This is a genomic window from Haloferax elongans ATCC BAA-1513 (genome assembly GCF_000336755.1).
Lineage (GTDB): Archaea > Halobacteriota > Halobacteria > Halobacteriales > Haloferacaceae > Haloferax > Haloferax elongans.
Genome location: NZ_AOLK01000021.1, coordinates 15,332 through 41,711, shown reverse-complemented (window position 1 = coordinate 41,711; position 26,380 = coordinate 15,332). Strand labels below are relative to the sequence as shown.

Here is a 26,380-nt window from a genome sequence, read left to right as displayed (position 1 = left end):
CCCGAATACGCGTATGGATATCGCAGACATCGAGGAACTCATCGAGTCGAACATCGAAGACGCCGACGCGACTGTCTCTCGCCCGCGGAGTTACGACGAGAATCACGAAGACGACCACTACGCCGCCGTCGTCATCTCGCCCGCGTTCGAAGGAAAGCCACTGGTCCAGCAGCACCAACTCGTCTACGACGCCCTCGGCGACCACATGACGACGGACATCCACGCGATGGAACTGAAGACCTACACGCCCGAGGAGTACGAGGCACGAGAGGAGTGAGTCCGTAGGAGTGAGTCTGTAGGACGGGCGAACACAAGAATATTGACACGAGGGTGTCAGGTGTCACTCGTGGACAGAGTTGTACTGCATCAGGTGGCGATGAGTATCGTCGGCGTGAGTCTCGCAGTTAACGGTCTCCAAACGCTCCGTGGTGGGTCGATGAGCATCAGTGCCGGGCTGTTCGTCGTCGCCGGGGTCGGACTCGTCGTCTCGACCGGGTATCAGCTTGCGACCGGGAGCAGGCCAGAGACTCTTCCCACGTGGACAGTGTGGGGCGCGGTTCTCGCAGCAGCGTTGAGTATGGCTGGCATGGTCCTCGTCTTCTTGCCGTAAACCCGCCCCCGGCCTCGAAAAGAAGCGTTCGACCCGAGCGTCTACGCCTGCGGTTCAGGTTCCGCTAACTCGACAGACTCCAGCGACCGGTTTTTGAGTGCGTCACCGCTGGACGCGTCGAACAGGTGAACGGCGTCTTCGGGAATGTGGGCGTAGACGGTCTCACCCGCCTCAACACGGCGCATCCCACCGACAGTCGCGACGAAGCGGGATTCGTCGCCAAAGTCGAGGTAGACGGCGTTTTCGTTGCCCATCGGTTCGACAACGTCCACGGTCGTCTCGTAGGTGTGGTCGGCGCTGCCGTCGGCGACGAGTTCCACGTCTTCCGGGCGAATACCGAGCGTCACGTGCTCGCTTCCCGAGACGGCATCCTCCGACTCGGGCGACAGCGAGTAGGTGAACGAGTCGTCGGCGAGGGTGTCGCCGTGGACTTCCATCTGGAAGAAGTTCATCGACGGTTCGCCGATAAAGCCCGCGACGAAGCGGTTCGCCGGGCGGTGGTAGGCTTCCAGCGGCGTGGCGACCTGCTGGAGTTCGCCGTCGTTGAGGATGGCGATTCGGTCGCCCATCGTCATCGCCTCCGTCTGGTCGTGGGTGACGTAGACAGTGGTGACGCCGAGGTCTTCCTGCAGGCGCTGGAGTTCCGTCCGCATCTGCGAACGGAGTTTCGCGTCGAGGTTCGACAGCGGCTCGTCCATCAGGAACACTTCGGGATCGCGGACGATGGCGCGGCCGAGGGCGACGCGCTGTTGCTGCCCGCCGGAGAGTTCGCCGGGCTTGCGACCGAGGAGGTCGTCAATACCGAGCATTTCGGCGGTCTCTTCGACGAGCGAGTCGATTTCGCCGTCGGCCATGTCGGTCGATTCTTCGAGGCCGAATCGCATGTTGCCCCGAACCGACATGTGCGGGTAGAGCGCGTACGACTGGAACACCATCGCGATGTCCCGGTCGCGGGGCGGTTTGTTGTCCATGCGGTCGTCGCCGAGGCGAATCTGCCCCTCGGAGACGGTCTCTAAGCCGGCAATCATTCGGAGCGTCGTGGACTTGCCACACCCCGAGGGACCGACGAGGACGAGGAATTCCCCGTCTTCGATAGTCACCGAGGCGTCGTCGACGGCGACAACCTTCGAGCCGTCGTCGTCGAAGAACTTCGATACGTGGTCGAGTGTGAGGTCAGCCATGGGTCTGTGTTGGTGTCGTGGTGGTCGTCTGCGGTGCTACGCTGGAGTGGGTGGACGCGGCGTTCATGCTTCGCCTGCGACCCCCTTGGCGAACTTGTCGCCGAACAGGATGTAGACGAGCAACGTCGGCAGGGCGGCGACGAAGGCACCGGCCATCTGCGTGTTGAACGTCTGGATGATGCCACCCGTCAGTTCGTTGAGCGCGATGGTCGCCACCGCCGCGGGGCCGGACCCCGAGGGGATGATGACCAGCGCGAACAGCAGGTCGTTCCAAATCTGCGTGAACTGGTAGATGAGCGTCACCGCGAACATCGGCGTCGAAAGCGGGAGCACGATACGGCGGTAGACCGTAAAGGCGCTCGCGCCATCGAGGCGTGCCGCCTCCAGCATCTCCGTCGAGAGCTTCTTGTAGTAGCTCCGGAACAGGAGCGTCGTGATGGGAATCCCGTACGCCGCGTGGGTGATGATGAGGTTGATGATGCTCGCGTAGTGCGGGTGCGTCGCGAGTTCGACCGTTCCGAGGACGGGCACCTGCACCGAGAACAGCGTGATGTCGAGGATGGGCGCGAGCAACTCCTTCGTGTTCACGATAGCCCAGAGCCGCGACAGCGGAATCAGCACGGCCTGGTACGGGATGAAGATACCCGCGATGAACAGCGTGACGACGCCGAGTTGGCCGCGCCACTCGAAGTTCGTGAGGCCGTAGGCCGCGAAGCTCCCGAGCAGGGCCGACAGAATCGTCGCCGGAACCGCGAGCATGATACTGTTCAGGATGGCCGACGCGAGCGTGTCGATGGCGACGCTGAAGGGTTCGAGCGTGAAGCCGTCCGCCGTCGGCGGCACGAACGGTGGCGACGTGGCGAACTCGGCTTCGGTCTTCAGCGCGGTCATCAGCCCCGATTCGAGGGGCGAGAGGTAGAACGCCACGAGGCCGACGAGCGTCCCGTAAAGGACGACTCGAATCGGGTCGAACCCTTCGAGGTCGACACCGAGTTGGTCGGCGATGTCGTCGCGGACGCTCATAGTTCACCCCGCCGGTACTCACCGTAGAGGTATGGTGCGACCACCGCCAGCGCCACGAGGAACAGGACCACGGCGATAGCAGAGCCGTAGGCCCACTCGTTCGCGGCGAACGCCTGTCGGTACATCATCGTCGAGAGGATGTCTGCCGTGGGGCCGGGGTTGTTCCCGAACATCACGTACAGGAAGTCGAACGCCTTGAGCGCGAACACCATCAGGACGACGGCGGCGCTCACGGTCGACGCGCGAAGTTGCGGGAGAATGACCCGGCGGTACATCCGCACCGTCGATGCGCCGTCGACCCGCGCGGCCTCGTACTGGTCGTCGGGAATCGCCCGCAATCCAGCGAGATACACGACCATCGCGTAGCCGCTGAACTGCCAGAGCAGCGCGAAGATGACGGCGAAGAGCTTGAACTGCAGCGTCTCGGGAACGAGCGGAATCGCACTGAGCGCGCCCAGTTCGACGCCGCCAGCGAGCCACTTCGACGCGAGGAAATCGAGGCCGATTCCCCGAAGGAAGACGTTGATGACGCCCGAATCGAAGTTGTACATCCACCGCCAGAACACCGCCGTCACGACGAACGACAGGCTGAACGGCAGCAGGTAGATGGTTCGGAACCAGTTCTCGAAGCGAATGCCCCGGTCGACGAGGATGGCGAGTCCGAGGCCACCGGCCAGCGAGAGTCCCGTAAACGAGACGAGGAGCACGAACGTGTTCCGCGTCGCGAGCCAGAACTGGCCGTCAGAGAGGGCGCGACGGTACATCTCCAGGTCGAACGCCGTGGGGTCGTACGTCGGCAGTTGCAGCCCCGCGAAGTCGGTAAAGGAGATGATGACGTTCCAGCCGATAGCGCCGTAGACGAAAAAGCCCATCAGCAGGAACGGCGGGAGCCAGAACGGCGCGGAGCGAACCGCCTCGCTCTCGCGGAGCGACGACACCGCCGACTGGATGCCGCCCCGGAGCGACGCGATATCGTCGGGGAGAGGGCCAGTCCCACTCCCCCCGCTGCCGTCGCGGCCTAGGAGTCGCTTGAGGGTGTTGAGTGACATGATGAAAGTGGAAAGGGAGGAAGTCGCCTATTCGAACGCCGCCTTCAGGTCGGCGTAGGCCGACTCAACGTCGTAGCCGGAGATGAACGACGACATGGCGTCACCGAATCCGGTGAGCGCGTCGGGGCTGACAGCGAGTCCGTGCTGAATCGACAGCGGCTGGGCGTCGGAGTTCGCGAAGTCGTCCATCTGGCTCTGCAGGAACGGACCGAAGGCGTCCTTCGGAACGTCGGTGCGCGGCGGGATAGAGCCCTTCTTGGGGTTGAACCGCTTTTGCGCGTCGACGGAGCCGACGTAGCGGAGGAACTTCTTGGTCGCCTCGGGGGACGGGTTGTTCGCCGGGAAGGGGAACGAGTCCATGTTGAGCGCGTAGACGCCCTTCGTCCCCGGGAAGGGAACCTGGTTCCAGTGAGTCTCGTACTCGAAGCCGTCCTGTCCGCGGTACATCCCCGCAGCCCAGTCGCCCTGGTGGAAGAACGCCGCGTCGCCCTCGATGACCTTCGAGTTGGCGTCCTGCCACGAGATGGACCCGGCGTCGTTCGGGTAGTACTCGGAGTACTGCTTCACGATTTTGAGCGACTCTTTGACTGCCTCGGCGTTCGCTTCGACGTTACCCGCCGTCACGTCGGCGTACACGTCCGCACCGAACTCGCCAAGGAGCACCTGCGCCCAGAGCTGGCCGGTGGACCATGCAGACTTCGTCTGCTGGGCCATGCCGACGTAGCCGGCTTCTTCGACTTTCGCCATGGCATCGACGAGTGCGCTCGGCGAGTCGATGCTCGCTGGGTCGACACCGGCGTCTTCGACGACTTCGACGTTGTAGAAGAGGTTGTTCAGCCGGTGGATGTTGAGGGGGACCGTGACGAACTCCCCTGCGGGCTTGGCTGCCTTCTTCGGCCCGTCGAGGTAGGCGTTCTTCATGTCGTTGTGGCCCCACACCGACTCTTCGATGTCGGCCAGCTTGTCGGCGTCCGTGTACGGCTGCAGGTTCGCACCCGGCCACGCCTGCCACGAACTCGGCGGGTCGTTGTTGAGGATGCGCTTTTTGATGACTGCGTGGAGGTTCTGTCCGGCCCCGCCAGCCACCGGGTTCTCCGTCACTTCGATGTCCGGATACTTCTCTTTGAAGCCCTCGAAGAGCGCCTGGATGGCGGCACCACCGTCGCCGCCGGTCCACCAGTGCTGCACTTCGAGTGCGTTGCCACCGGAACTTCCCTCGCCGCCGCTTTCTGTCGTCTCCGAGTCACCGGAACTTCCGCCGTCCGAATCGGTTGCCTCGGCGTCCGAATCGTCGTTTCCACCGCCGGTACACCCGGCCAGAAGCGCTGCACTGCCCGCTCCTCCTGCTACTTTCAGATACGTGCGTCGAGAGAGTCCGTCTGTGTCTGGTGTATCAGTCATGATTTTTGAACCGTGACAGCTCTACACATACGGTTTAGATTCGGCTACTTAAATCTTTCTAATTTGTAATTCGGAACTGAGTAAATTTTCATGAGTAATTAATATTAGTCAGTGAAACCGTCAGACAGCGCCAAGATACACCAAGAATAAATAATTATTCAGATATTAGTAAATTCTCAGATTTCGTGTGAACGAACGGCACAGACCAATGGATTTTACCTGACGCCGCGCAGACCGCCCACGCATGGGTAACGACGAGTTCCGTATCGAGCAGGACAGTCTCGGGGAGATGGAGGTACCGGTCGACGCGTACTGGGGCGCACAGACCCAGCGCGCGGTCGAGAACTTCCCCATCTCGGGAATCACGTTCGGGCGACGCTTCGTGCGCGCACTGGGCGTCGTCAAGAAGGCCGCCGCGCAGGCGAACCGTGACCTCGGCATGATCGACGAGGACGTCGCCGAGGCGGTCGTCGCTGCCGCCGACGAAGTCATCGCGGGCGAACTCGACGACCAGTTCCCGGTCGACGTCTTCCAGACCGGCTCGGGCACCTCGTCGAACATGAACGTAAACGAGGTCATCGCCAACCGCGCCGCCGAAATCATGGGCAAGGAAATCGGCGACCGCGCCGTCCACCCGAACGACCACGTCAACTTCGGCCAGTCTTCGAACGACGTCATCCCGACCGCGATGCACGTCTCGGCGCTCGAAGCGGTCGAGAAAGACCTCATCCCCGCACTGGAGACGCTCGCCGACGCGCTCGCCGACAAGGAAGACGAGTTCGACGGCGTCGTCAAGACCGGCCGCACGCACCTGCAGGACGCGACTCCCGTCCGTCTCGGACAGGAGTTCGGCGGCTACCGCACGCAGGTCGAGAAGGGTATCAAGCGCGTGAAGAACGTCCGCGACCACCTCGGCGAACTCGCACTCGGCGGCACCGCCGTCGGGACGGGACTGAACACGCACCCCGAGTTCCCCGCGAAGGCGGCTGAGTACATGTCCGAAGAGACCGGCGTCGAGTTCCGCGAAGCCGACAACCACTTCGAGGCGCAGGCCGCACACGACGCGATGTCCGAGGCACACGGTGCACTCCGCACTGTCGCTGGCTCGCTCAACAAGATTGCCAACGACCTCCGCCTGCTCGCCTCCGGCCCACGCAACGGTCTCGGCGAACTCGAACAGCCGGAAAACCAGCCCGGGTCGTCCATCATGCCCGGCAAAATCAACCCGGTCGTCGCCGAAGCGGTCAATCAGGTCCACAAGCAGGTCGTCGGCAACGACGCCGCCGTCGCCGCCGGTGCTGCCGAGGGTCAAATCGACCTTAACCTCTACAAGCCCGTGCTCGCGCACAACTTCCTCGAATCGGCGAAACTCCTCGCGAACTCCTCGGAAGTGTTCGCCGAGCGCTTCGTCGCCAAACTCGAAGCCAACGAGGAACACTGCGCAGAGCAGGTCGAACAGTCCATGGCGCTCGCGACGGCCCTCAACCCGGCTATCGGCTACGACAAGGCCTCTAAGGTCGCGAAACGGGCACTCGCCGAAGGCAAGACGGTCCGACAGGTCGCCATCGACGAAGGCTACCTCACGGAAGCGGAAGCCGACGAGGTTCTCGACCCCGAGAAGATGACCCACCCGGGTATTCTCGGCGACGACTGAGAACTCAATAGATTAAATTCTAACTTTTTGATATTTTAGGAACGCCATAAACCACTATGTTAGTGGTTAGCATGCCTGGAGTAGAGGACAAATACGAATCTGAACGACGTTAGATTTACTCTGTATTTGGCCAACAATCACTACACAGCGCTGCCGTGACAATCGTCATCGAACAAGATTTTCACAGGAAATCGCGGAAATCGGTATTTTCAAGCCTTAATTCTACGTCTATAGAGATATGCCCGGACTGCAACAGCAGCGGGCCCATGGGCGAGACATGTTGGAATGTCGAGGTTGTGGGGCCGTCTTCGCGGAGGGGAGAGCGACAAACGATGGTTGGACATATATTTGCCCAGAGTGTGAGCAAGTCGAGGGCATAGGTCAGGGACTTCGCCGTCTCTGACGGCAGACTGATTCCTTTTTTAGTCCCGCGGTCACAGGGAGTACCAATGAGCGAGTACGACTACGAGGACCTCGGACTCGTCGCGGGGCTGGAGATTCACCAGCAACTCGACACTGCGACGAAGCTGTTCTGTAGCTGTCCGACGGCACTTCGCGAGCCCGACGAAGCGGAACGGACGTTCACGCGCTTCCTCCACCCGACGAAGAGTGAACTCGGCGAACTCGACGAAGCTGCCCTCGAAGAGAGCCGTGTCGACCGCGAGTTCGAGTACCTCGCCTACGACACGACCTGTCTGGTCGAAGAAGACGACGAACCGCCGCACGAACTCGACGTCGAGGCGCGAACCGTGGCGATGCAAATCGCCGAACTGCTCGACATGCAGGTGGTCGACCAAGCGCACGTGATGCGCAAACTCGTCATCGACGGCTCGAACACCTCCGGCTTCCAGCGCACCACGCTCGTCGCGCAGGACGGGGAAATCGAGACGAGCGAGGGTCCAGTCTCTATCGTCGACATCATGCTCGAAGAGGAGTCCGCCCAGCGCATCGAAGAGCGCGACGACGGCGTCCTCTTCAGTCTCGACCGCCTCGGCATCCCGCTCGTCGAAATCGGAACCGGCCCGGACATCTCCTCGCCCGAGCAGGCACGCGAGGCGGCCGAGACCATCGGGATGTTCCTGCGCTCTACCGGTAAAGTAAAGCGCGGCCTCGGCACCATCCGCCAGGACGTCAACGTCTCCATCGAAGAGGGCGCACGCGTCGAAATCAAGGGTGTACAGGCCCTCGACCAAATCGACGAAATCGTCCGCTTCGAAGTCGGCCGACAGGCCGAACTCATCGAGATTCGCGACGAACTGCGGTCTCGTGAGGCCGCCGTCGGCGACGTGACCGACGTGACTGACGTGTTCGAGGACTCCGACTCCGGCGTCATCCGCGGCGCGCTCGACTCCGGTGGGAAGGTCATGGGCGTTCGTCTCGCTGGCTTCGATGGCCTCGTCGGCCGCGAACTCCAGCCCGACCGCCGCCTCGGAACCGAGTTCTCCGACCACGCCAAGCGCCACGGCGCGGGTGGCATCTTCCACACCGACGAACTCCCCGCCTACGGCGTCACCGAGGACGAAGTCGACGCGCTCCGCGAGGCAGTCGATGCCGGTCCCGAAGACGCAGTCGCAATCGTCGCCGACGACCCCGAAACGGCCGACCTCGCCATCGAGGCGGTGGCCGACCGCGCCGAAGTCGCAATCGAGGAAGTCCCCGAAGAGACCCGCGGTGCCAACGACGACGGCACGACGCGCTACCTTCGCCCGCTTCCCGGCGCGGCCCGGATGTACCCCGAGACGGACGTCATCCCGGTCGACCTCGACCCCAGCGACGTGGAGACGCCCGAACTCCTCACCGAGAAGGTCGACCGCTATCAGGACGAGTTCGGTCTCGACGCGGGACTCGCCGACCAAGTGGCCTACGGCCGCAAGATGCCGCTGTTCGAGCAGGCGGTCGACGAGGGCATCGACGCGACGTTCGCGGCGGGGCTCCTCGAATCGACGCTCACCGAACTCCGCCGCGACGACGTCGCGGTCGAGAACATCACCGACGACCACCTGCTCGCCGTCATGCATCTCGTCGAAGACGGCGACCTCGCGAAAGAGGGCGTCAACGAAGTCCTCGAAACTATCGCCGACAACCCGGACCACACGGCCGAAGAAGCGGTCGAAGCGGCCGGACTCTCGGGCGTCTCCGAAGACGAAGTCCGCGAGGCAATCGCGGAAGTCGTCGAGCGTAACGCCGGACAGGTCGAAGAACAAGGCATGGGCGCGTTCTCCGCCCTCATGGGCGAAGCAATGGGCGCACTCCGCGGCAAGGCCGACGGTGGCGTCGTGAGCGACGTGCTCCGCGAAGAGATTCAAAAGCGATCCTAACGCCGGGGCCGCGCAGTCGTCCTTTTTGCTGCGTTCTCACGTCATCGAGCGGTCGCCACCGCGAGTCGCCCGATTCCAGAGCGTCCGAGCGACGTACTCGAAAACGGCCGCGAGGAGGAGGGCAACGACGAGCACCGGCCCGAATAGGGCAAACATCCCGAGTGCGTCGGTCTCGCCGCGAACGTGCAGAAACGACCACCAGACGAGTTCGGTGAAGCCGAACAGACCGACGAGCGGCACGAGGAGACCACGACGCGCGTACAACCCGGCCGCAACGACGACGAACCCGGCGAGCACCGCGAACGAGAACGCGATGAACCCGGCCGCCGAAAGGGGGTCTTCGATGATTCCAGAGGGAAGCGCATCGGTCGCAAGCCGGGCAACTGCCCAGACCGAGAGCGTCACGGTGGCATACCCGAACCCGAGCAGTGCCAGCGGTACCCAACTGCGGGCGATTCGTCTCCGGGTTGCATACACCACGGCGACCAACACGAGACTGGTGACTGATGCGAGGGTGTACGTCAGTAGCTGACTACCGAGCACAGGGTCGGGCGTTCCGGGCACGTTACTCCACCTCGATGTGCGTCATCGACTCGTCGGCCATCTCTTGCAGGCGCTCTACGCGCTCGTCGGTCGCGGGGTGGGTCGAAAGGAGGTCCGACACGGGGTCGTCGACCTCGACTTCGCCGTAGACCCACAGCGGCGACATGCCCCATTTCGGTCGGGATGCGCGTTCCAGTTTCCGCAGCGCCGACGCGAGGGCAAGCGGCTTACCTGTCACCTCCGCGGCTCTGGCGTCGGCGGCGAATTCGCGCTTGCGTGCCTGCAAGCGAACGAGAACTGTCAGGCCGAAGCCGAACGCACCGACGAACGTATCGAGGAGTCGTCGGAACCGCCCCGGAATCGTCTTGTCCCATTCGCGTGGCGTTCCGCGAATCCACGCGGTCCCGAGCGCGATACCGGTCGTTAGGAACGTCACTGGTGAGACGACGAAGAACCCGACGCCCACGGCAGTCTGGATGATGCTTGCGACGAGCGACTGGACGAGGCTGTCTTTTCGTTCGAGGTGCGCGAGTTCGTGCGCCAACAGCGCCTCGAACTCGTTGCCGTCGAGCAATCGAAACAGCGCCGCGTCAAGGACGACCACGTCGCGGCCGACTGGGTCGAGCGCCATCGCGTTCGGGGCCGCAAAGTGCGCCAGTTTCAGTGACGGCGGCGTGATTCCCATCTGTTCAGACAAGCGGTCGCGGAGGCGATAGACACTGGGTGCCTCCATCGGCGAGAGGTCACGGGCGTCGAGTTGACTGAGAAGTCGTACCGTCCCGAAGCGGAAACTCAGATAGCCGAGTACGACCGCGATGCCGACGCCGACCAGCGCACCCGTCACGGGGTCAGGGCGGAGTCGCCACAGCGTCACCACTGCAAAGGCGCTGAGGGCGCTGAGCGTGAGATAAAACACGAGGACGGTCACTCCCACCAGAACCATCTGGAAGCGCGAGCGACCTGCGGGCGAGGCCATCTCGGGACTACCTACGAGCGCATGTCGCAAACAGTTGTCGGGCGTTGGGGTTCTCGACACACCGCTACTTTCTCGACACTGCCGTCCGAAGCGAGTCATATGCGATTCTTCGAAGACCTCACGGTCGGCGATATCTACGAATTCGGCGACTACGACGTTTCCAGAGACGAGATTCTGGAGTTCGCCGAGCAGTACGACCCGCAGTGGTTCCACACCGACCCCGAGCGGGCGGAAGCCGAGTCGATGTACGGCGGCGTCATCGCCAGCGGGTGGCACACGACCGCAATGACGATGCGCCTCCTCGTGGACGGCTTCCTCAACGACTCCGCGGCTCTCGGCGCGAAGGGCGTTGACGAACTCCGCTGGTGGAAACCGGTCTATCCTGGCGACACGCTCACTATCGAGAACGAAGTGCTAGAGCTGACGCCCGAGACGGACGACCGCGGACTCGCCGAGATTCGGACGACGACCTACGCAGAGCGCGAGTCAGGCGAGGTGGAGAAGGTCTGTTCGTTCGTCGGCCTCGTGATGTTCGTCCGCCGAGAATCGGAGTAATCCGGAGCGAGGTCAGTCGTCGTCGCGGAAGCGCTCGGGATTCCGAACGTGTTCTGCGGCGCGGCGAAGGACACCCGTGAGCGTGGCCGCCTCGCGCTCTGTCGGGTGCGCGCGGCCGACGAGTCGTCGCATCATCTGCGACGTCTTCTCGCGCTTGTGTTCCCGGTAGTCGATGGCGTCGAGCAGGTCGTCGAAGAACCGGTAGACGACGTCGATTTCGGCCTCGGAAGCACGCTCTCGCTCCACGTCGGGGAGTTGTATCTCGTCGACGGTGAAGCGACGGAGTTCGTACATGAGGATGGTCGCCGCCTGTCCAAGGTTCAAGACGGGGTAGCGGTGGTCAGCCGGGATACAGCACACCTCGTCGAGCATCCCGAGTTCCTCGTTGTCGAGGCCGGTCCCCTCGCGGCCGAAGACGAGTGCCGTCTTGGTCTGTACCGACTCCAATGAGTCGGCGACTTCGGCGGGCGTCTTGAACGGGTAGCGGACGTGTCGGGTGGAGTCCTCGTGAGAGACGGCGGTCGTTCCGATGGTGTGGAACTCCTCGACGACCTCCTCTAAGGTCGTCTCGGTCGCGTTCGGAAGCACGTCTTCGCGGGCGTGTCCGGCGAACCCATAGGCTTCTCCGTCGGGGTCCAACGGCGGCGGATTGACGAGACGGAGGTCGTAGATACCGAAGTTCTTCATCGCCCGAGCGATGGTACCGACGTTGCCGGGCGTCTCGGGTTCGACCACGACGACGACGAACTCGTGGTCCGAGTCGTCGCCAGCCGTCGGGGTCGAGGCTGCGTCGTCGCTCATTTGGTCGGGTAGTCGGTGTCGAGGTCGATATCGTCGAGGTCGCCTTCCTCGAGGGGAGTCGAATCGTCGTCCTGCGGGCCGTAATCACGCAGGTTGATTCGTTCGCCCTCGAAGCCCTCTTCGAGACGACGCTGAATCTCGGACGCGTCCGGCGGCGACGGGAGGTCGTCGGGGTCGGTTTCGACGTGGTCGATGCCTGCGTAGCCCTCGGGGGCGCGGCCGTCGTCTACGAACCACTCGTGGAAGGCGTCTGCGAAGATATCGTCGCCCGCCAGTTCGCGGCCGCCTTCCTCGCGGAACCAATAGAGGAAGTCCGGTTCGTGTTGGGAACACAGGAGGACCTCCTCGCCGGGTTCGCCGTAGACGATAGCCGCCTGCCGACACTGTTGAATCTCCTCGTCGCCGTGGACGAGATAGCAGGCGTCGCACGGTTCTTCGACGAGATTCACGAGTCGAACGAGACGCTCGCGGGCGTCTTCGGGAATCTCGTCGAGCGGTTTGAACTCACCCTCTTCAGAGAATATCTCTGACTCCTCGAATCGCCATCCTCGGAGTCCAACGCTGACCTTCGCCATAAGCCAGCGTTACCGAGCAACGGATAAAAAGAGCGTGATGCCGGTCACGACTTCGAGAGGAACCCATCGAGCGTGTCGAGGTTCGCCGTGGCCATTCGCTCGGTCACGGGGACGTACCCGACGTCCGCGGGGACCGTCGTCATGGACTGTTGAAGGTAGTATCGAACGAACGCGGCGACTTCGGGGCGTGAAAGTTCGTCCGCGGCGACGTAGATGTACAGCGGCCGAGAGAGCGCTCCGTACGTATCGCTCTTGGCGTGGTCCGGCGACGGCGACACGCACCCCGAACCCTCGTCGATGGAGACCGCTCGCACCGCGTCCTTGTTCTGGAGGAAGTACGCGAGTCCGAAGTATCCCATCGAGTACGTGGAGTTGCTGACGTTCCGGGCGATGACGTTGTCCTGCTCTGTCGTCTCGTGGTCGGTCCGCTGGTCGGTGTCGGGCCCGAGGACAGTCTCACCGAAGTAATCGAACGTTCCCGAGGCGGTCGTCGGGCCGTAGAGGTCAAGCGGTTCGTCCGGCCACTCCGGTCGGACGTCACTCCACGTCGTCGCACCGCCGACGCCCCAGATGTCGGCGAGTTCGTCCAGTGTGACGCAGTCCACCCAGTCGGCATCGGGGTTGACGACGACCGTGATGGCGTCGATAGCGATTTGGAAGCCAATCGGCTCGACACCTGCGCGCTCGCACGCGGCGACTTCGTCGTCGGCGATTGCTCGACTCGCGTCGTTGATGGCGGTTCGGTCCGAGCAGAAGAAGTCCGCAAATCCGCCGCCGGTCCCGGTCGATGTGACCGAGACGGTGACTTCGGGGTGCTTCTTCATGAACGCGTTACCGACGGCGAGCGTCAGCGGGTAGACAGTGCTACTTCCGGCAATTCGGATGCGTCCAGAGAGGTTCTCTGGGGTCGCGGTCGTCGCGGTCGTCGTGGACTGATTTGGGGAACTGCTCGCTTCGCCACCGAGACAGCCCGTGAGTGCGGAGAGTCCGAGCGACCCGAGCGTTCCGAGGGCTGTCCGGCGATTGACGTACGCTGTGCATCGTGTCGAGGGGTCTGTGGGTGTCGAGTCGGTCATTTTTGGCGGGCGAAGGTGTCACGTCCGATTGCTGAATGCAATGCGGTCATACGGTGGTGGCTGCGCTCCCGACGTTCGCTTCGACGTCGGCCACGTCGGTGAACTCGAAGCGCGCGCCACCGTCAGTAGCCGTCTCGATGCTGATGGTCCAGCCGTGGGCGTCGGCCACCTGGACGACGATTGGGAGGCCGAATCCGGTGCCACCGTTGGCACGGTTGGTCGTGTAGCCCGGTTCGAGAACTTCGTCTCGGTCCGCAGGGTCGATTCCGGGACCGTCGTCTTCGACGTAGAAGCCGTGCGTCTCAGAGAGCGCCCCGATTCGGACACTCACGTCGTGACCACCGTGGTCGACCGCGTTCCGAAAGAGGTTCTCGAAGACGTGGCCGGCGAGGTTCGGGTCGGCCGCGAATCGAAGCGATTCGTCGACGGTGAGTGTCGCGTCCTTGGTATCGACGTGCGACCACGCCCGCTGGGCGACGTCGTGTAACGTCACCGGAAGCGTGTCCTCGACCCGACTTTGCAGCGCGAGAACCAGCGCGTCGTCGATGATGGCGTCGATTCTGTCGAGCGACTCCAAAAGCGGGCCGACGTGGTCGTTCGCGGCGTCTTCTTCGAGGAGTTCTCCGCGCCCGATTGCGACGTTGAGTGGGTTTCGAAGGTCGTGCGAGAGCACGTGTGAGACGGTCTTCAGTTGCTCGTTGCGCGCCTCGACTTCGTCCATCATCTCGTTGAACGACCGGCCGACGACCGCCATCGCCTCGCTTTCGTCGTCAGGGTCGATTCGTTCCGTGAGGTCGCCGTCGGCGCAGGCCTGCATCACCTGCGCGTAGGTCTCGGCAGTTCGTTCGAGATGTCGGCGGCGACGCTCGGAGGCCTCCTTTTCGGCCCATGCCTCTTCTCTGGCGTCTTCCGCCTCTCGTCGCGCTCGCTCAGCCTCGACAATCTGGTCTCGAAGCGACGTTCGCATCACGTCGAACGCCTCGTAGAGGTCGCCGAACTCGTCTTCTCGGTCGCGCTCAATGGGGACGTCCAGGTTACCGTCGCGGAGTGCAGTCGCTTTGGCAGCCAGCGTCTGCACCGCGTCGACGGTGTCACGACCGATGGTGGCGGCGATGACGCCCGCACCGATGCCGACGACCAACAGGGTCGCGAGAATCTGCGTGAGGATGTCTGTCCGGAGCGCGTAGGCCGAGTCCGTCGGGACGCGAGACGTGACGACCCACGCGTGTGCGTCGAGGTGAGCATAGCCGACCTCGGTCGACGTCTCTTGGAGCGACACGCCCGAGAGGTACCCCGAGGTGTCACCGTACTGTGCCCCGTCCAAACTGTCGGAACTCAGTATCCGTGATTCGTCTTCGGCGAGGACGACGGTTCCCTCGGGGTCGACGACGACGAACCGACCGTCGGCGTTGTCGTGGAGGTGTGCTTTAGAGAGCGATTCGAGGTTCGCAACGGCGATGACCGCGCGGTTCGGTTCGGATGGGATTGCCGTCGCAAAGAGAATGACCGGCGCGGCGTCCGGCGAGGGACGGAACGGGTCGGAAATGACCACGTCACCCTGCGTTCGTTGCGCCAGCGCAGTGAACTCCTGTCGGCCATAGAACTTCGTCACCGACTCGGCCGAGGCGATACTGGCGCTTCCAGTCCCCGTGATGACGGTCTCGTTTCTCGTGTCGATATAGTAGGCCGCGTCGATGTCGCTGTCGCGTTCGACCACCGACCAGAGATAGAGACTGATATCACGCTCGTCGCCCGATTGGAAGGCCGCAGACTCCGAGAGCGAACGCATCTGCACCTCCATTCGAGTGAGCCACTCGTCGAGGTTCTGTGCTTGAATCTCTGCGTCCGCAACCATCTCTGTCCGCGTCTCGTCGCCGATGACGTCGTTGGCGTGGACGTACGAGTACCCGCCGACGAGCGCAATCGCGAACGCCACGACGCCGAGGACGAGAACGAATTTGACAGCGTACCGCTGTCTCACGAACCGGGGAAGGAAACGCGATTTCATCACCAGACGGTTCCACGCGTCGTCATCAGTGGTGCAGTACTACCTCGCCGAGTTCCTCGGTGAGAAGGTCGTCACGGGCGGCGTCAGCACGCCGGCGGGCGGCACGGTACTCGGCTTTCAGTTCGGTGAATTCGTCCGACAGAGAGAGTGAACTGCCGTCACAGGCCGCTTCGAGCACGGCTTTCTTCCGGGCCAACGCGAAGAACTCGCGGACGTGCTCGTCGTACGACTGCCGAGTGAGTAGGTTCTGGACGGTCGAAATGAGCCCTTCGCGCCCGACCGGTTTCACGAGATAATCGTCGAACGGCATCTCGATGATGTCCACGTCGGGTTCGACACCAGTGACCATCACGACCGGGCAGTCGTAGCCGCGAGCACGGAGTTCCTCAAGGACGGCCTCTCCGCTTCGGCCGGGCATCTCTCGGTCGAGCATGACGATGTCGACGTCATGTGTTTCGACGAGCTGAAGCGCGTCATCGCCACACGTGGCGGTGTACACACTGTACTCGTCCCGTAACCACGCTTCGTAGAGCGCTGTCAAGGAAGGCTCGTCGTCGACGGTGAGTACCGTTGGGAGTCCATCGCCAGTCATGAGGATTCGTGGCGTCAGCCCACAGACGCCAACTTGCTTTCAAGCAGACCAGATAGTTACTAAGTGGTTGCTATGAACACTCAATAGGCCTCATGTGCACTGACGAGACGGTTCTCACCCAAGCGGGACGAGACGATACTGGCCGGCAGGACGATGCCGACGCAGGGCGTCACACGCGACCTGAATCGTCCAATCGTCAGACCCTCGTCCGACGCTGACCGTTCGACTAAGAGAAAACTTATACCATCCGACTCTAAAACGGTCCTGTGGACGCCGGAAGGGCACGCGGGTAGGGGTACACGAGTGCCATTCCGGCCCATACAGTTACACTCCTGAGCCACAGCTATGACGTACACACCCGAGCGACAGCGATGAAATTCACCACGTGGAACCCGGTCTACCAGTTGATTCTTGACGACCTCGGCTACGACCGCGACGGCGACGAGCGCGCCCGCGACGTTCTCGCATCTCTCGCAACTCCGTTCGACCGCGGCCGACTGAGCTGGGCCGGTCAAACCGTCGTTATCTGCGGTGCAGCACCGGGACTCGCCGACGACCTCGACCGACTCGAGGGTGCTGACATCGTCGTCGCCGCCTCGACCGCCGCCGACGTGGTGCGCGAGGCAGGCTTCGACCTCGATTTGATGGTGACCGACGTGGACAAAAACCCCGAGACTGCGGTCGAACTGACCGAGGCCGGGACGCCCGTGGCTGTCGCCGCCCACGGCGATAACATCCCGACCCTTCGCGAGTGGGTGCCGAAGTTCGACGCGGACCACGTCCTCGCGACGACGCAGGCCGAGCCAGTCGGTCCAGTCGTCAACTGGGGTGGGTTTACTGACGGCGACCGTGCGGCGTTCATCGCCGACGAACTCGGTGCCGACGAACTGCGATTTGCTGGCTGGGACTTCGACGACCCGACTGTCGGCCCGGAGAAAGCGCGAAAGTTAGCGTGGGCCGAGCGGCTGTTACGATGGCTCGAACGTCGACGCGGCGACTCGTTTTCGGTACTCGACGGGCGGCGAGAGAGCATCGACCCGCTGCCGTAGGAACTCAGCTCGACGGGTTCTGTGCCGGGCCTCTGTTCGGTTCGGTCTCCGAGACCCCGCTATCCGAGCCCGACATCTCGGCGTCGAACAGTTCAGCGTCACATCCTCGGCAGGTCGCCGTGACACGGTACGTGGTGCCGTTCGTCCGTACCTTCTCGACGAACACGTCGCCATCACACGTCGGGCACTGCTGTAGACTGAGCCTGAGCGCCCCGAGGACGCGGTTTCGGTCCGGTGTGGAGAGTCGCCACCACGCGGGGTACTGTCGGCGGAACGTCGTGACGGCCGTCAAGTCGGCGACGAACGCGGCACGGGACGTCCAGCGGCCGATTTCACCGTCGTCGAGACGAGCGACCAATCCGCGTTCGTCCCAGACGAGTTCGACACGCGAGTGAGAGACGCCGAGCAAGTCAGCCAGCGCGTCTACGTCGTGTTCACGGTCGTCCATCTCGACCATGTTCGTTCGCCACTTCGACCGGAACTGCTCCGATAGCGACGGCGTCTCCGAAGACTCTGCGGAGAACACGTTGGCAGCGCGAAGGGACGCGGTGAGGTCGACGCGGCCATCGAGTGCGAGTGGTGTCGTCGAGTCGGGTGCAGGGAGTCCCGGTGGGGCTGATTTCCGACTATCTTGGTACGCAAACCCGAAGACGACGGCCGGTGGGAGAACGCCGAGGAACACTCCGAGCGGTTCCCAGACGAGCCACCCGAGAACCCCACAGAGGAACGCGAGGACCACGAGCGGAATTAATTCGGCCGCCCGGAGCGGGGGCTGGAGAACGTCCAGTTCCACAGAATGCTGACGCCCGGACATGTCAGCTACGAGGTTCTGTAGCCGTATAGGTATGGACAGCGTACACCAGATATCCAGAATATAAACGTGCGGTGTTCCCTGAAATCGGGAGATAACGTACTATTAGGTACGAATGTCAGACTGCATAGGTATTCTGAGAAGATACCATCTGAGTACCGAGTCACTACCTCGACAGATACGCACTGTCTCACACCGAGTAGGCCACCATTTTTCGCGTTTGGAACTGCATACCACCACGACCGCCGACACATTCAGGTGCAGTCCGTCCTGAGGCGCGGATATGCAACTGCACTGGCACCGGCGGGACCTGCGAACGGCCGACAATCGCGGACTCGCGACAGCCGCCGCGGAGGACGAGGACGTCGTCGCTCCGCTGTTCGTGTTCGACGACGCAGTTCTCGAACACGCGGGGGCGCCTCGGGTCCGATACATGCTCGACGCGCTCGCCGAACTCCGGGCGTCGTATCGGGGTCGGGGAAGTGACCTCCTCGTCGCTCGTGGCGACCCCCGGTCTCTCGTCCCCGCCGTTGCCGAGGCGCTCGGTTCCGAGCGCGTCGTCTGGAACGTCGATTACTCGGGACTCGCCAAAGAGCGGGACCAGGCCGTGGAGCTCGCACTCGACGAGGCGGGAATCGACCGCGAGACAGTCCACGACGCGATTATCTTCCCGCCGGGCAGTATCACGACGAACGCGGGCGACCCTTACTCGGTGTACACCTACTTCTGGAAGAAGTGGCGCGACCGCGACAAACCAGACCCGTTTCCTGACCCTGACGCGACCGACCTCGCCGACGCAGAGACGCTCGAATCGGCCGTCTCGTCGGTCGAGAACGTCACGGTCGGGTCGCTACCGACGCTTTCTGACCTCGGGTTCGACGCCCCGGACGCCGACGTGATTTCCGCGGGAACCGAGGCGGCACGAGCGCGACTGGCTGACTTCTGTGAAGACGACATCTACCGCTACGCCGACGACCGGGACTTTCCCGCACGCGGTGGGACATCGCGCCTCTCGACGGACCTCAAGTTCGGGACGATTGGCGTCCGTGAGGTGCTCGCGAAGACAGCGGCCGCCCGAGAAGGCGTGGGTGGCGATCGCGACGAGTCGGTCGAGGAGTTCCAATCGCAACTCGCGTGGCGCGAGTTCTACAGCCACGTCCTGTGGTTCAACCCGAACGTCGTCTCCGAGAACTACAAAGAGTACGAACACGACATCCAGTGGCGCGACGACCCCGAGGAGCTGGCGGCGTGGAAATCGGGACACACCGGCTACCCTATCGTCGACGCCGGGATGCGTCAACTTCGAGAAGAGGCGTACATGCACAACCGCGTTCGGATGATTGTCGCGTCGTTCCTGACGAAGGACCTGCTGTGCGACTGGCGACACGGCTACGCGCACTTCCGGGAGTATCTCTCGGACCACGACACTGCAAACGACAACGGCGGGTGGCAGTGGGCCGCCTCGACGGGGACCGACGCCCAGCCGTACTTCCGTATCTTCAACCCGATGACGCAGGGCGAGCGCTACGACCCGGACGCCGAGTACATCAAGCAGTACGTCCCCGAGCTGCGGGAGGCAAGCGCGAACGCCATCCACGAGTGGCACGAGTTGAGCGAGACGGAACGAAACCGGGTTGCACCCGACTACCCGGACCCAATCGTGGACCACGCCGACCGACGAGAGATGGCGCTTTCGATGTTCGAGACCGCACGCGGCGACGACTGAGTAGACCGTCGTCACAACGCGGGGAACTACCATCGCCGCAGCACGAACGGCTAACTCGGTTCGAACCGATTGCCGAGGTATGCACGTCTCGATTCTCCTCTACGACGGCTTCGACGAACTCGACGCTGTCGCCCCGTTCGAAGTGTTCCAGAACGCCGGCGCATTCGGTGCGGACTGCACGGCGAGACTCGTCGCGCTCGACGACCGCGACACAGTCACCGCGAGCCACGGGATGCGCGTCGGCGTCGATGGGGTTCTCGACCCCGACGCAGACGACCCAGACCTTCTCGTCGTCCCCGGCGGCGGGTGGAACTCCCGTGCCGAACAGAGTGCGTGGGCCGAAGCCGAGAAAGGCGACATTCCAGAGGCGATTGCGGCGCTTCACGAATCGGGGGCGACCGTCGCTGGCGTCTGTACCGGCGGGATGCTACTCTCTCGCGCTGGCATTCTCGACGGACGACCAGCAGTGGCACACGGCGACGCGCTGGACGACCTCCGAGCCACCGATGCCGACGTGGTCTCGGCCCGCGTCGTCGACGACGGTGACGTACTCACTGCTGGCGGCGTCACCTCCGGGCTCGACTTGTCGCTGCACGTGGTCGAACGCGAGTTCGGTGCCGACGTCGCCAATCGAGTCGCACGGGAAATCGAATACGAGCGGCGAACGACTCCGTTCGAGGGCTGACAAGAACAGGTAATCGACCCCAAAATCGGAGTGGAAATTATTTCTCGAAAGTCGAAAAATCACCGGACTGCGACCGTGTGACCGTGTCTTGTGGTACCACACCACTCCTCAAGATTTAACATGTTTCCGTCCCACCCAAAGTACGGAGGTTATACATTATGAGCTACGAACTCGACCCGCTTCCGTACGAGTACGACGCGCTTGAACCACACATTTCCGAGCAGGTGCTGACGTGGCATCACGACACCCACCNTACGAACTCGACCCGCTTCCGTACGAGTACGACGCGCTTGAACCACACATTTCCGAGCAGGTGCTGACGTGGCATCACGACACCCACCATCAGGGCTACGTCAACGGCTGGAACGCCGCCGAAGAGACGCTCGAAGCGAACCGCGAGGCTGGCGAGTTCGGCTCGTCCGCTGGCGCACTTCGCAATGTCACCCACAACGGCTGTGGACACATTCTCCACGACCTCTTCTGGCAGAACATGTCCCCAGAGGGTGGCGACGAGCCGGAAGGCGCACTCGCGGACCGCATCGCGGAGGACTTCGGTTCCTACGAAGCCTGGAAGGGTGAATTCGAAGCCGCAGCGGGTGCCGCTGGCGGCTGGGCACTGCTGGTGTACGACTCGTTCTCGAACCAGCTTCGGAACGTCGTCGTCGACAAGCACGACCAGGGCGCACTCTGGGGCTCGCACNGCTGGCGGCTGGGCACTGCTGGTGTACGACTCGTTCTCGAACCAGCTTCGGAACGTCGTCGTCGACAAGCACGACCAGGGCGCACTCTGGGGCTCGCACCCGATTCTGGCGCTCGACGTCTGGGAACACTCCTACTACCACGACTACGGCCCGGCCCGCGGTGACTTCGTCTCCGCGTTCTTCGAGGTCGTCGACTGGGACGAACCTGCTTCCCGCTACGAGCAGGCCGTCGAACTCTTCGAGTAACGCCCAGAAAACCCCGATATTTCTTTCGACTGCTCGCACCGGACGCGAAGCGCCGTCGTGTTCGTCGCTACGCTACCTGCTGTCTGCTACTCCGAGTCGTGACGCTGGTTCAGTCTTCGAGAAGTTCCTCGACGTCGAGGTCGTCCGCGATATCCTGAATACGGTCGTTCAGCGCCGCGAAGTTTCGTCCAGTGTCGGTCACGTCGAAGCCCGCGAACACACCGACAGGCGTGTCGCCGACGAACGTCCGGAACTGCTCGAACGCGTCGAAGCCGCGGATGGTGTAGCTGTAATCTGCGTAGTAGAGTGCTTCGTAGGTGTCCCGGGTGATATACCCAAATCGCTCGTTGTCGACGAGGTGGGAGACGTCGATGTCGGAAATCGCCGACTCGATGTCGTCCCTGAGGTATAGTGGTTGGTGCCCGTTCCGGTCGAAGACCCAAACGTCCCGAAGCGCATCCCCGCCGAATTCCCGGAAGACTTCGACGAATCGGGAGGCTGCATCGCTCATTACCTCCGAGTCTCTCGTATCGTGTGATAAAGGTTGTCTTATAAACCATATGATAACATACCGGAAAGATGGGTCGGCGGGATTTTCCCCGTCGACCGAGAAGCGACGTGTATGCCGAAGCCGAAAGACGACTTCGACGCGCTGTATGGGTACCTTCTGTACGACCCGGTCGACGTTCTCGACGCCGACTACATGTACACAGTTCCCGAGATTGCACGGATGCTGCAGGGACTCGACCCGACGACCGACCTCGACGATGAGACGGAAGACCGGCTCGTCGAGTGGACGATTCCGTGGATTATCGCCAACGAGTCGGACTTCGTCATCAACGACCCACGCGGCGACGAACCGGGGTACTTCGGTCTCCACCCGGACGTCATTCCCGAAGAAGACGAAGAGTAACGCACTACCACGGTCCAGTCGCCCGTTCTCTCGACTCTCGTTACCCCATTCTCTCGAAGTGAGATTTTCGCGAACGGTTATTCATCAAGCGAGTGTCTTTTCTACCGACGATGGCTCAGTTCGACAACAAGGTAGCAGTGGTGACCGGTGCTGGCTCGGGGATTGGCCGAGCGACCGCAGAAGCGTTCGCACGGGAGGGGGCGAGTGTCGTCGTCTCCGACGTCGACATCGAGGGCGGCGAAGAGACTGTCTCGCACATCGAAGAAGCAGGTGGGCAGGCGACGTTCGTCAAAACGGACGTGACAGACGAGGACGCGGTGGCTGCCATGGTCGAGACGGCCGTCTCGGAGTACGGACGACTCGACTTCGCCTGCAACAACGCGGGCATCGGCGGAGCGCAAAAGCCGACCGCGGACCTCTCGTTCGACGAGTGGGAGCAGGTCATCGACGTGAATCTCCACGGCGTCTGGCGGTCGATGAGGCACGAGATTCCCGCGATGCTCGACGGCGACGGCGGCGTCGTGGTCAACATGGCGTCGATTCTCGGGCGCGTCGGCTTCGAGAACGCCAGTGCCTACGTCACCGCCAAGCACGGCCTGCTCGGGTTGACGAAGACCGCGGCCATGGAGTACGCCCAGAAAGGCGTCCGGGTCAACGCGGTCTGTCCCGGCTTTATCGACACGCCGCTCCTCTCGGAAGGTGGTCTCGACGACCCAGAAGCCCGCAAGGGAATCGAGGCAATGCACCCGATGAACCGCCTCGGGGACGTAGACGAGATTGCGTCAGCGGTCGTGTGGCTCTGCTCGGAGGGTGCGTCGTTCACGACGGGCGAGGCGCTGACTGTCGACGGCGGGTACACGAGTCGATAACGGGCGGCACTCGCCGGTAGTGAACGTGGCTACTGGCTCATTCGCGCCGCTTTCGCCGCGAGTTCGAGGTCGTCCTGCGGTCGCGTGACGATGCTCGGCCCGTGGCCGACGTGAATCTCGGAGAGGTCGTCGCCGACAACTTCGCGCAGTGTGTCGATGCTCTCGACGAGTCGCTCGCGGTCGCCTTCCGCGAGGTCGGTGCGGCCGAACGCGCCGTTTGCGAACACGAGGTCGCCCGCGAAGCAGATTCCAGACCCCTGGGAGTAGAAACAGAGATGGTCGTTTTTGTGCCCCGGCGTGTGGACCGCCTGATACACGTCGTCGCCGATTTGGACGCGCTCGCGGTCTTCGATTCTGTTGTCGACCGCGTTGTAGCCGGTGTCGTAACCCCACGTTTCGACGTCGAACGCGTCGCGAACGGCGTCGACGTTGCCGATGTGGTCCGGGTGGGTGTGAGTGAGGTAGACTGTATCGAGACTGTCAGTTACCTCGCGTATTTTGGGAACGATATCGAAGTTGGCACCGGTATCGACGAGTGCTGTCGTCTCGCCTTCGACAAGGAACACGTTACTCGTGAAGGCTTGCACTCCCTGCGCGAGGTTTCGAATCATAGGGCAGGGTAGGGCGAGTGGGGTCTTTCATGTTTCCCACACCGTTTCGATTTTGTAGGTGGGCGCGCGACTCACGACAACCACAACGTGGCCAGTTTCTGGCCATCCCCGACACCTACCAATGCGCCAATACCTCGACCTCGTCACGGACGTTCTCGGCACCGGCCAGTACAAGCCCAATCGGACGGGCGTAGACACCATCTCCGGGTTCTCGAAGCACTACGAAGTGGACCTCCAGAAGGGCTTCCCGCTTCTCACGACGAAGGACCTCTCGGGGTTCCGCTGGAACTCGCTTATCCACGAACTCCTGTGGTATCTCTCCGGCGAAGAGCACATTCGGAACCTCCGCGAGGAGACGGGTATCTGGGACGCGTGGGCCGACGACGAGGGCCACCTCGACACGGCCTACGGGCGCTTCTGGCGACGCTACCCCGTGCCGGAAGACGGCTTGCCGGGCGAGGCGTGGCCCGACGAGAGCCACCGCTGGATGAACGACGAAGGGACCTTCGACCAACTCGCGTACGTCCTCGATACGCTCGACGAGAACCCCAACTCCCGTCGGATGATTATCAACGCGTGGCACCCCGCGAACGCCGCCGTCTCGACGCTTCCGCCGTGTCACTACACGTTCGTCTTCAACGTGCAGGGCGACCGGCTCAACGTCCACCTGACGCAGCGTTCGGGCGACATCGCGCTCGGTATCCCGTTCAATATCGCGGCGTATGCGATTCTCGCCCAAATCGTCGCCCAGCGCAAGGGATTCGAACTCGGGAAGTTCGCCCACACAATCGTCGATGCACACGTCTACTGCGGGACCGGCGAGCGCGGCGCGTGGTACGGCGACAATCTCGACGAACTCCAGTCTCGGCTCGCGAACGTCGAGTCGCGAGCAGAGTACCTCGACGTGCGCGAGTGGCTTCTCGACGCCGCGCCCGAGGAAGCCGAGGGCGAAGAACACTACGACCACGTGCCGGGGCTGCTCCTGCAGGCCTCGCGCGAACCTCGTGAGCGCCCGACGCTCGACGTGGCCGACGTGCCGCTGTCGGACCTGACGTTCGACGATATCGTCCTCCGTGACTACGACCCGGCGGAGGGGATTCGCTTCGCGGTGGCCGAATGACGGGTGCGGCTACCGGGGGTGGCACTGCCGAGGGAAGCCCACAGTTCGTCCTCGTCGCCGCTGTCGCCGCAAACGGCGTCATCGGCCGCGACGACGACATGCCGTGGTACCTCCCCGAGGACATGAAGCACTTCAAGCAGACGACGATGAGCCATCCAGTCGTCATGGGGCGGACGACCTACGAGAGCATCGCTCGGCAGATAGACGGCCCGCTGCCCGGTCGCCACAGCATCGTCCTGACGAGCCGTGATATCGACCTCCCGGACGGTGCGGAGACGGTCACGTCGCTGGACGAGGCTGTCGCCGCTGCGGAACACGCCGCGGCCAAGATGGGCGTCGAGACGGTCTACGTCGTCGGCGGAGCGACCGTCTACGAGCAGTTTTTCGACCGTGCGTCGAAACTCGTCCTCACCGAACTCGATGCCGCCTACGAAGGGGATACGCACTTCCCCGAGTGGGACAGCGAGGAGTGGACCGAAACCGACCGCGACGACCGCGACGAATTTTCGTTCGTGGAATACGAGCGCCGAGACGGGACAGAGGACGAACGATGACAGATTCGACCGACACCGAGTGGGAGTACAAAATCATCCGAACGAGCGACGGTGGCCTGTTCAGCGGCGACACCGGTCCGATGGAGGACGCACTGAACTCGCTGGGTGGCGACGGCTGGGAACTCGTCGATACCATCTCCGACTCACGCGGAGCGGGTGCGGGAAGTGGACAGACGGCGCTCGTGTTTAAACGGCCGCAGGCATAACACGCGGCAGCATCTTTCCGCCCGCGTTCACCCTTCGAGCGTTCTGAAGAGGGGGTTCGACCCGTCGTTCTCGATTGTCACCATCTCCTCGCCGTCGAACGTTACCGTGAACGACTCGTAGTCGCTCGGAATCGACGCGACCGCATCCATATTCGTTCTCGGGGTGCAGTCCTCGCTGGGTGTCTTCTCTCCGTCTTCGTCTGGACTCGTCGTGAGTCGATAGACGTAGACGCCGTCCGCCTGTTCTTCGACCGAACCTTCGATTCGAAGGCTCGGTGCGTCGTGAGTGAACGTGCGGTTGAATACGAACGTCGTCCGGTCGCCTGCCGGTGCGCGACCGACCCACGAGGTCGGCGCGGATTCACCCGCTTCGAGGCATCCCGTCGCGGCCGCGATTGACGATGTCGGTGACACGACCTGTTCGGCTGGCGTGGCGAACGCGACTGCACCAGCGCCGACGACGAGACCGACGAACAGCGCTGCGAGTACCGCGGTCGCCGGGTACGACGTGGCGGACATGGCTACCT

General features: G+C 62.9%; 30 protein-coding genes and 1 pseudogene. 16 read left to right on the top strand and 15 right to left on the bottom strand.

The genetic code is table 11. The features are described from left to right. Window positions 1-13: 13 nt before the first annotated feature. Window positions 14-277, top strand: a complete 264-nt coding sequence (locus C453_RS13025; protein ID WP_008325074.1) for a BolA family protein — start codon at window positions 14-16, stop codon at window positions 275-277. A gap of 69 nt (window positions 278-346) precedes the next feature. Further along, window positions 347-610 (top strand): hypothetical protein, encoded by a 264-nt coding sequence (locus C453_RS13020; protein ID WP_241430766.1) that lies wholly within the window; start codon window positions 347-349, stop codon window positions 608-610. Window positions 611-651: 41 nt separating this feature from the next. Here the strand turns inward: C453_RS13020 and C453_RS13015 are convergent, their stop codons facing one another. The 4 genes from C453_RS13015 to C453_RS13000 form a co-directional block, all read right to left on the bottom strand. Further along, the gene (locus tag C453_RS13015; protein ID WP_008325072.1) at window positions 652-1,791 is read right to left on the bottom strand and encodes an ABC transporter ATP-binding protein; all 1,140 of its coding nucleotides are present in this window, start codon (window positions 1,789-1,791) and stop codon (window positions 652-654) included. Between the two features lie 63 nt (window positions 1,792-1,854). Next, window positions 1,855-2,814, bottom strand: a complete 960-nt coding sequence (locus tag C453_RS13010; RefSeq protein ID WP_008325071.1) for a carbohydrate ABC transporter permease — start codon at window positions 2,812-2,814, stop codon at window positions 1,855-1,857. Further along, complete coding sequence (locus C453_RS13005) at window positions 2,811-3,863, bottom strand: carbohydrate ABC transporter permease (protein WP_008325070.1); 1,053 nt, start codon at window positions 3,861-3,863, stop codon at window positions 2,811-2,813. Before C453_RS13005 ends, C453_RS13010 begins: the two co-directional genes overlap by 4 nt. 27 nt (window positions 3,864-3,890) lie before the next feature. Then, a complete protein-coding gene (locus C453_RS13000) occupies window positions 3,891-5,264 on the bottom strand; it encodes an ABC transporter substrate-binding protein (protein WP_008325069.1) in 1,374 nt (457 codons plus the stop codon). Window positions 5,265-5,508: 244 nt separating this feature from the next. Between C453_RS13000 and C453_RS12995 the strand changes: the two genes are divergently transcribed. The 3 genes from C453_RS12995 to gatE all read left to right on the top strand — a co-directional run bounded on the left by C453_RS12995 (window position 5,509) and on the right by gatE (window position 9,236). Continuing rightward, complete coding sequence (locus C453_RS12995; RefSeq protein ID WP_008325068.1) at window positions 5,509-6,918, top strand: class II fumarate hydratase; 1,410 nt, start codon at window positions 5,509-5,511, stop codon at window positions 6,916-6,918. Window positions 6,919-7,156: 238 nt separating this feature from the next. Continuing rightward, the gene (locus C453_RS20915) at window positions 7,157-7,321 is read left to right on the top strand and encodes an HVO_2901 family zinc finger protein (protein WP_309138735.1); all 165 of its coding nucleotides are present in this window, start codon (window positions 7,157-7,159) and stop codon (window positions 7,319-7,321) included. A 46-nt stretch (window positions 7,322-7,367) separates the two neighbouring features. Further along, window positions 7,368-9,236: a Glu-tRNA(Gln) amidotransferase subunit GatE gene (gene gatE / locus C453_RS12990; protein WP_008325067.1), complete on the top strand. Its 1,869-nt coding sequence runs from the start codon at window positions 7,368-7,370 to the stop codon at window positions 9,234-9,236. A gap of 36 nt (window positions 9,237-9,272) precedes the next feature. On the opposite strand, the gene C453_RS12985 is transcribed toward gatE, so the two are convergent. Together C453_RS12985 and C453_RS12980 are read right to left on the bottom strand one after the other, a co-directional pair. After that, on the bottom strand, window positions 9,273-9,800 hold the full coding sequence (locus C453_RS12985) for a hypothetical protein (RefSeq protein ID WP_008325066.1): 528 nt from the start codon (window positions 9,798-9,800) through the stop codon (window positions 9,273-9,275). A gap of 1 nt (window position 9,801) precedes the next feature. Further along, the gene (locus C453_RS12980; protein ID WP_049907700.1) at window positions 9,802-10,722 is read right to left on the bottom strand and encodes a M48 family metallopeptidase; all 921 of its coding nucleotides are present in this window, start codon (window positions 10,720-10,722) and stop codon (window positions 9,802-9,804) included. A 132-nt stretch (window positions 10,723-10,854) separates the two neighbouring features. Here C453_RS12980 and C453_RS12975 point away from each other — a divergent pair, with 132 nt between their 5' ends. After that, window positions 10,855-11,310, top strand: a complete 456-nt coding sequence (locus C453_RS12975; protein ID WP_008325064.1) for a MaoC family dehydratase — start codon at window positions 10,855-10,857, stop codon at window positions 11,308-11,310. Between the two features lie 12 nt (window positions 11,311-11,322). Here the strand turns inward: C453_RS12975 and C453_RS12970 are convergent, their stop codons facing one another. The 5 genes from C453_RS12970 to C453_RS12950 are packed head-to-tail and all read right to left on the bottom strand — an operon-like array spanning window position 11,323 to window position 16,362. After that, window positions 11,323-12,111, bottom strand: coding sequence for an RNA methyltransferase (locus tag C453_RS12970; protein ID WP_008325063.1), 789 nt, complete (start codon window positions 12,109-12,111; stop codon window positions 11,323-11,325). Continuing rightward, window positions 12,108-12,686: a hypothetical protein gene (locus tag C453_RS12965; RefSeq protein WP_008325062.1), complete on the bottom strand. Its 579-nt coding sequence runs from the start codon at window positions 12,684-12,686 to the stop codon at window positions 12,108-12,110. The genes C453_RS12970 and C453_RS12965 overlap by 4 nt, the downstream gene beginning before the upstream one ends. A gap of 44 nt (window positions 12,687-12,730) precedes the next feature. Beyond that, complete coding sequence (locus C453_RS12960) at window positions 12,731-13,762, bottom strand: PstS family phosphate ABC transporter substrate-binding protein (protein WP_008325060.1); 1,032 nt, start codon at window positions 13,760-13,762, stop codon at window positions 12,731-12,733. A 46-nt stretch (window positions 13,763-13,808) separates the two neighbouring features. Continuing rightward, window positions 13,809-15,770, bottom strand: a complete 1,962-nt coding sequence (locus tag C453_RS12955) for a HAMP domain-containing sensor histidine kinase (RefSeq protein WP_008325058.1) — start codon at window positions 15,768-15,770, stop codon at window positions 13,809-13,811. A gap of 25 nt (window positions 15,771-15,795) precedes the next feature. After that, complete coding sequence (locus C453_RS12950) at window positions 15,796-16,362, bottom strand: response regulator transcription factor (protein ID WP_008325056.1); 567 nt, start codon at window positions 16,360-16,362, stop codon at window positions 15,796-15,798. A 371-nt stretch (window positions 16,363-16,733) separates the two neighbouring features. Here C453_RS12950 and C453_RS12945 point away from each other — a divergent pair, with 371 nt between their 5' ends. Continuing rightward, the gene (locus C453_RS12945) at window positions 16,734-17,411 is read left to right on the top strand and encodes a 6-hydroxymethylpterin diphosphokinase MptE-like protein (protein ID WP_008325054.1); all 678 of its coding nucleotides are present in this window, start codon (window positions 16,734-16,736) and stop codon (window positions 17,409-17,411) included. A 4-nt stretch (window positions 17,412-17,415) separates the two neighbouring features. Here C453_RS12945 and C453_RS12940 read toward each other — a convergent pair whose 3' ends face one another. Then, on the bottom strand, window positions 17,416-18,225 hold the full coding sequence (locus C453_RS12940) for a hypothetical protein (protein WP_049907688.1): 810 nt from the start codon (window positions 18,223-18,225) through the stop codon (window positions 17,416-17,418). 280 nt (window positions 18,226-18,505) lie between these two features. On the opposite strand from C453_RS12940, the gene C453_RS12935 reads away from it, so the two are divergent. From C453_RS12935 to sod, 4 genes and pseudogenes are all read left to right on the top strand, one after another. Then, window positions 18,506-19,948, top strand: a complete 1,443-nt coding sequence (locus tag C453_RS12935) for a cryptochrome/photolyase family protein (RefSeq protein WP_008325047.1) — start codon at window positions 18,506-18,508, stop codon at window positions 19,946-19,948. 79 nt (window positions 19,949-20,027) lie between these two features. Continuing rightward, a complete protein-coding gene (locus C453_RS12930; protein WP_008325046.1) occupies window positions 20,028-20,633 on the top strand; it encodes a DJ-1/PfpI family protein in 606 nt (201 codons plus the stop codon). Window positions 20,634-20,791: 158 nt separating this feature from the next. Then, window positions 20,792-20,953 (top strand): hypothetical protein, encoded by a 162-nt coding sequence (locus C453_RS21020; RefSeq protein WP_083881604.1) that lies wholly within the window; start codon window positions 20,792-20,794, stop codon window positions 20,951-20,953. After that, window positions 20,935-21,580: pseudogene (gene sod / locus C453_RS21015) on the top strand (superoxide dismutase [Mn]). The gene C453_RS21020 and the pseudogene sod overlap by 19 nt, the downstream one beginning before the upstream one ends. 109 nt (window positions 21,581-21,689) lie before the next feature. On the opposite strand, the gene C453_RS12920 reads toward sod, so the two are convergent. Further along, entirely contained in the window at window positions 21,690-22,091 is a 402-nt protein-coding gene (locus C453_RS12920) for a DUF7522 family protein (protein WP_008325044.1), read from the bottom strand. Window positions 22,092-22,202: 111 nt separating this feature from the next. Here C453_RS12920 and C453_RS12915 point away from each other — a divergent pair, with 111 nt between their 5' ends. Next, window positions 22,203-22,493, top strand: a complete 291-nt coding sequence (locus C453_RS12915; RefSeq protein WP_008325043.1) for a DUF5827 family protein — start codon at window positions 22,203-22,205, stop codon at window positions 22,491-22,493. Window positions 22,494-22,603: 110 nt separating this feature from the next. After that, complete coding sequence (locus tag C453_RS12910; RefSeq protein ID WP_008325042.1) at window positions 22,604-23,362, top strand: SDR family oxidoreductase; 759 nt, start codon at window positions 22,604-22,606, stop codon at window positions 23,360-23,362. 29 nt (window positions 23,363-23,391) lie between these two features. On the opposite strand, the gene C453_RS12905 is transcribed toward C453_RS12910, so the two are convergent. Then, the gene (locus tag C453_RS12905; RefSeq protein ID WP_008325041.1) at window positions 23,392-23,973 is read right to left on the bottom strand and encodes an MBL fold metallo-hydrolase; all 582 of its coding nucleotides are present in this window, start codon (window positions 23,971-23,973) and stop codon (window positions 23,392-23,394) included. A 121-nt stretch (window positions 23,974-24,094) separates the two neighbouring features. On the opposite strand from C453_RS12905, the gene thyA reads away from it, so the two are divergent. The 3 genes from thyA to C453_RS12890 are packed head-to-tail and all read left to right on the top strand — an operon-like array spanning window position 24,095 to window position 25,853. Continuing rightward, window positions 24,095-25,093 carry a thymidylate synthase gene (gene thyA / locus C453_RS12900; RefSeq protein ID WP_008325040.1) on the top strand — a complete coding sequence of 333 codons (999 nt, stop codon included), beginning with the start codon at window positions 24,095-24,097 and terminating at the stop codon, window positions 25,091-25,093. Further along, window positions 25,090-25,647 (top strand): dihydrofolate reductase, encoded by a 558-nt coding sequence (locus C453_RS12895; RefSeq protein WP_008325039.1) that lies wholly within the window; start codon window positions 25,090-25,092, stop codon window positions 25,645-25,647. The genes thyA and C453_RS12895 overlap by 4 nt, the downstream gene beginning before the upstream one ends. Then, window positions 25,644-25,853 carry a DUF4177 domain-containing protein gene (locus C453_RS12890; RefSeq protein ID WP_008325037.1) on the top strand — a complete coding sequence of 70 codons (210 nt, stop codon included), beginning with the start codon at window positions 25,644-25,646 and terminating at the stop codon, window positions 25,851-25,853. The genes C453_RS12895 and C453_RS12890 overlap by 4 nt, the downstream gene beginning before the upstream one ends. 27 nt (window positions 25,854-25,880) lie before the next feature. On the opposite strand, the gene C453_RS12885 is transcribed toward C453_RS12890, so the two are convergent. Beyond that, window positions 25,881-26,372 (bottom strand): hypothetical protein, encoded by a 492-nt coding sequence (locus C453_RS12885; protein WP_008325035.1) that lies wholly within the window; start codon window positions 26,370-26,372, stop codon window positions 25,881-25,883. Window positions 26,373-26,380 lie beyond the last annotated feature (8 nt).

Coding starts and splice junctions, on each gene's coding strand:
- C453_RS13025 (WP_008325074.1), top strand. CDS start 14: ATGGATATCGCAGACATCGAGGAACTCATCGAGTCGAACATCGAAGAC.
- C453_RS13015 (WP_008325072.1), bottom strand. CDS start 1,791: ATGGCTGACCTCACACTCGACCACGTATCGAAGTTCTTCGACGACGAC.
- C453_RS13010 (WP_008325071.1), bottom strand. CDS start 2,814: ATGAGCGTCCGCGACGACATCGCCGACCAACTCGGTGTCGACCTCGAA.
- C453_RS13005 (WP_008325070.1), bottom strand. CDS start 3,863: ATGTCACTCAACACCCTCAAGCGACTCCTAGGCCGCGACGGCAGCGGG.
- C453_RS13000 (WP_008325069.1), bottom strand. CDS start 5,264: ATGACTGATACACCAGACACAGACGGACTCTCTCGACGCACGTATCTG.
- C453_RS12995 (WP_008325068.1), top strand. CDS start 5,509: ATGGGTAACGACGAGTTCCGTATCGAGCAGGACAGTCTCGGGGAGATG.
- C453_RS20915 (WP_309138735.1), top strand. CDS start 7,157: ATGCCCGGACTGCAACAGCAGCGGGCCCATGGGCGAGACATGTTGGAA.
- gatE (WP_008325067.1), top strand. CDS start 7,368: ATGAGCGAGTACGACTACGAGGACCTCGGACTCGTCGCGGGGCTGGAG.
- C453_RS12980 (WP_049907700.1), bottom strand. CDS start 10,722: ATGGTTCTGGTGGGAGTGACCGTCCTCGTGTTTTATCTCACGCTCAGC.
- C453_RS12975 (WP_008325064.1), top strand. CDS start 10,855: ATGCGATTCTTCGAAGACCTCACGGTCGGCGATATCTACGAATTCGGC.
- C453_RS12970 (WP_008325063.1), bottom strand. CDS start 12,111: ATGAGCGACGACGCAGCCTCGACCCCGACGGCTGGCGACGACTCGGAC.
- C453_RS12965 (WP_008325062.1), bottom strand. CDS start 12,686: ATGGCGAAGGTCAGCGTTGGACTCCGAGGATGGCGATTCGAGGAGTCA.
- C453_RS12960 (WP_008325060.1), bottom strand. CDS start 13,762: ATGACCGACTCGACACCCACAGACCCCTCGACACGATGCACAGCGTAC.
- C453_RS12955 (WP_008325058.1), bottom strand. CDS start 15,770: ATGAAATCGCGTTTCCTTCCCCGGTTCGTGAGACAGCGGTACGCTGTC.
- C453_RS12950 (WP_008325056.1), bottom strand. CDS start 16,362: ATGACTGGCGATGGACTCCCAACGGTACTCACCGTCGACGACGAGCCT.
- C453_RS12945 (WP_008325054.1), top strand. CDS start 16,734: ATGAAATTCACCACGTGGAACCCGGTCTACCAGTTGATTCTTGACGAC.
- C453_RS12940 (WP_049907688.1), bottom strand. CDS start 18,225: ATGTCCGGGCGTCAGCATTCTGTGGAACTGGACGTTCTCCAGCCCCCG.
- C453_RS12935 (WP_008325047.1), top strand. CDS start 18,506: ATGCAACTGCACTGGCACCGGCGGGACCTGCGAACGGCCGACAATCGC.
- C453_RS12930 (WP_008325046.1), top strand. CDS start 20,028: ATGCACGTCTCGATTCTCCTCTACGACGGCTTCGACGAACTCGACGCT.
- C453_RS12920 (WP_008325044.1), bottom strand. CDS start 22,091: ATGAGCGATGCAGCCTCCCGATTCGTCGAAGTCTTCCGGGAATTCGGC.
- C453_RS12915 (WP_008325043.1), top strand. CDS start 22,203: ATGCCGAAGCCGAAAGACGACTTCGACGCGCTGTATGGGTACCTTCTG.
- C453_RS12910 (WP_008325042.1), top strand. CDS start 22,604: ATGGCTCAGTTCGACAACAAGGTAGCAGTGGTGACCGGTGCTGGCTCG.
- C453_RS12905 (WP_008325041.1), bottom strand. CDS start 23,973: ATGATTCGAAACCTCGCGCAGGGAGTGCAAGCCTTCACGAGTAACGTG.
- thyA (WP_008325040.1), top strand. CDS start 24,095: ATGCGCCAATACCTCGACCTCGTCACGGACGTTCTCGGCACCGGCCAG.
- C453_RS12895 (WP_008325039.1), top strand. CDS start 25,090: ATGACGGGTGCGGCTACCGGGGGTGGCACTGCCGAGGGAAGCCCACAG.
- C453_RS12890 (WP_008325037.1), top strand. CDS start 25,644: ATGACAGATTCGACCGACACCGAGTGGGAGTACAAAATCATCCGAACG.
- C453_RS12885 (WP_008325035.1), bottom strand. CDS start 26,372: ATGTCCGCCACGTCGTACCCGGCGACCGCGGTACTCGCAGCGCTGTTC.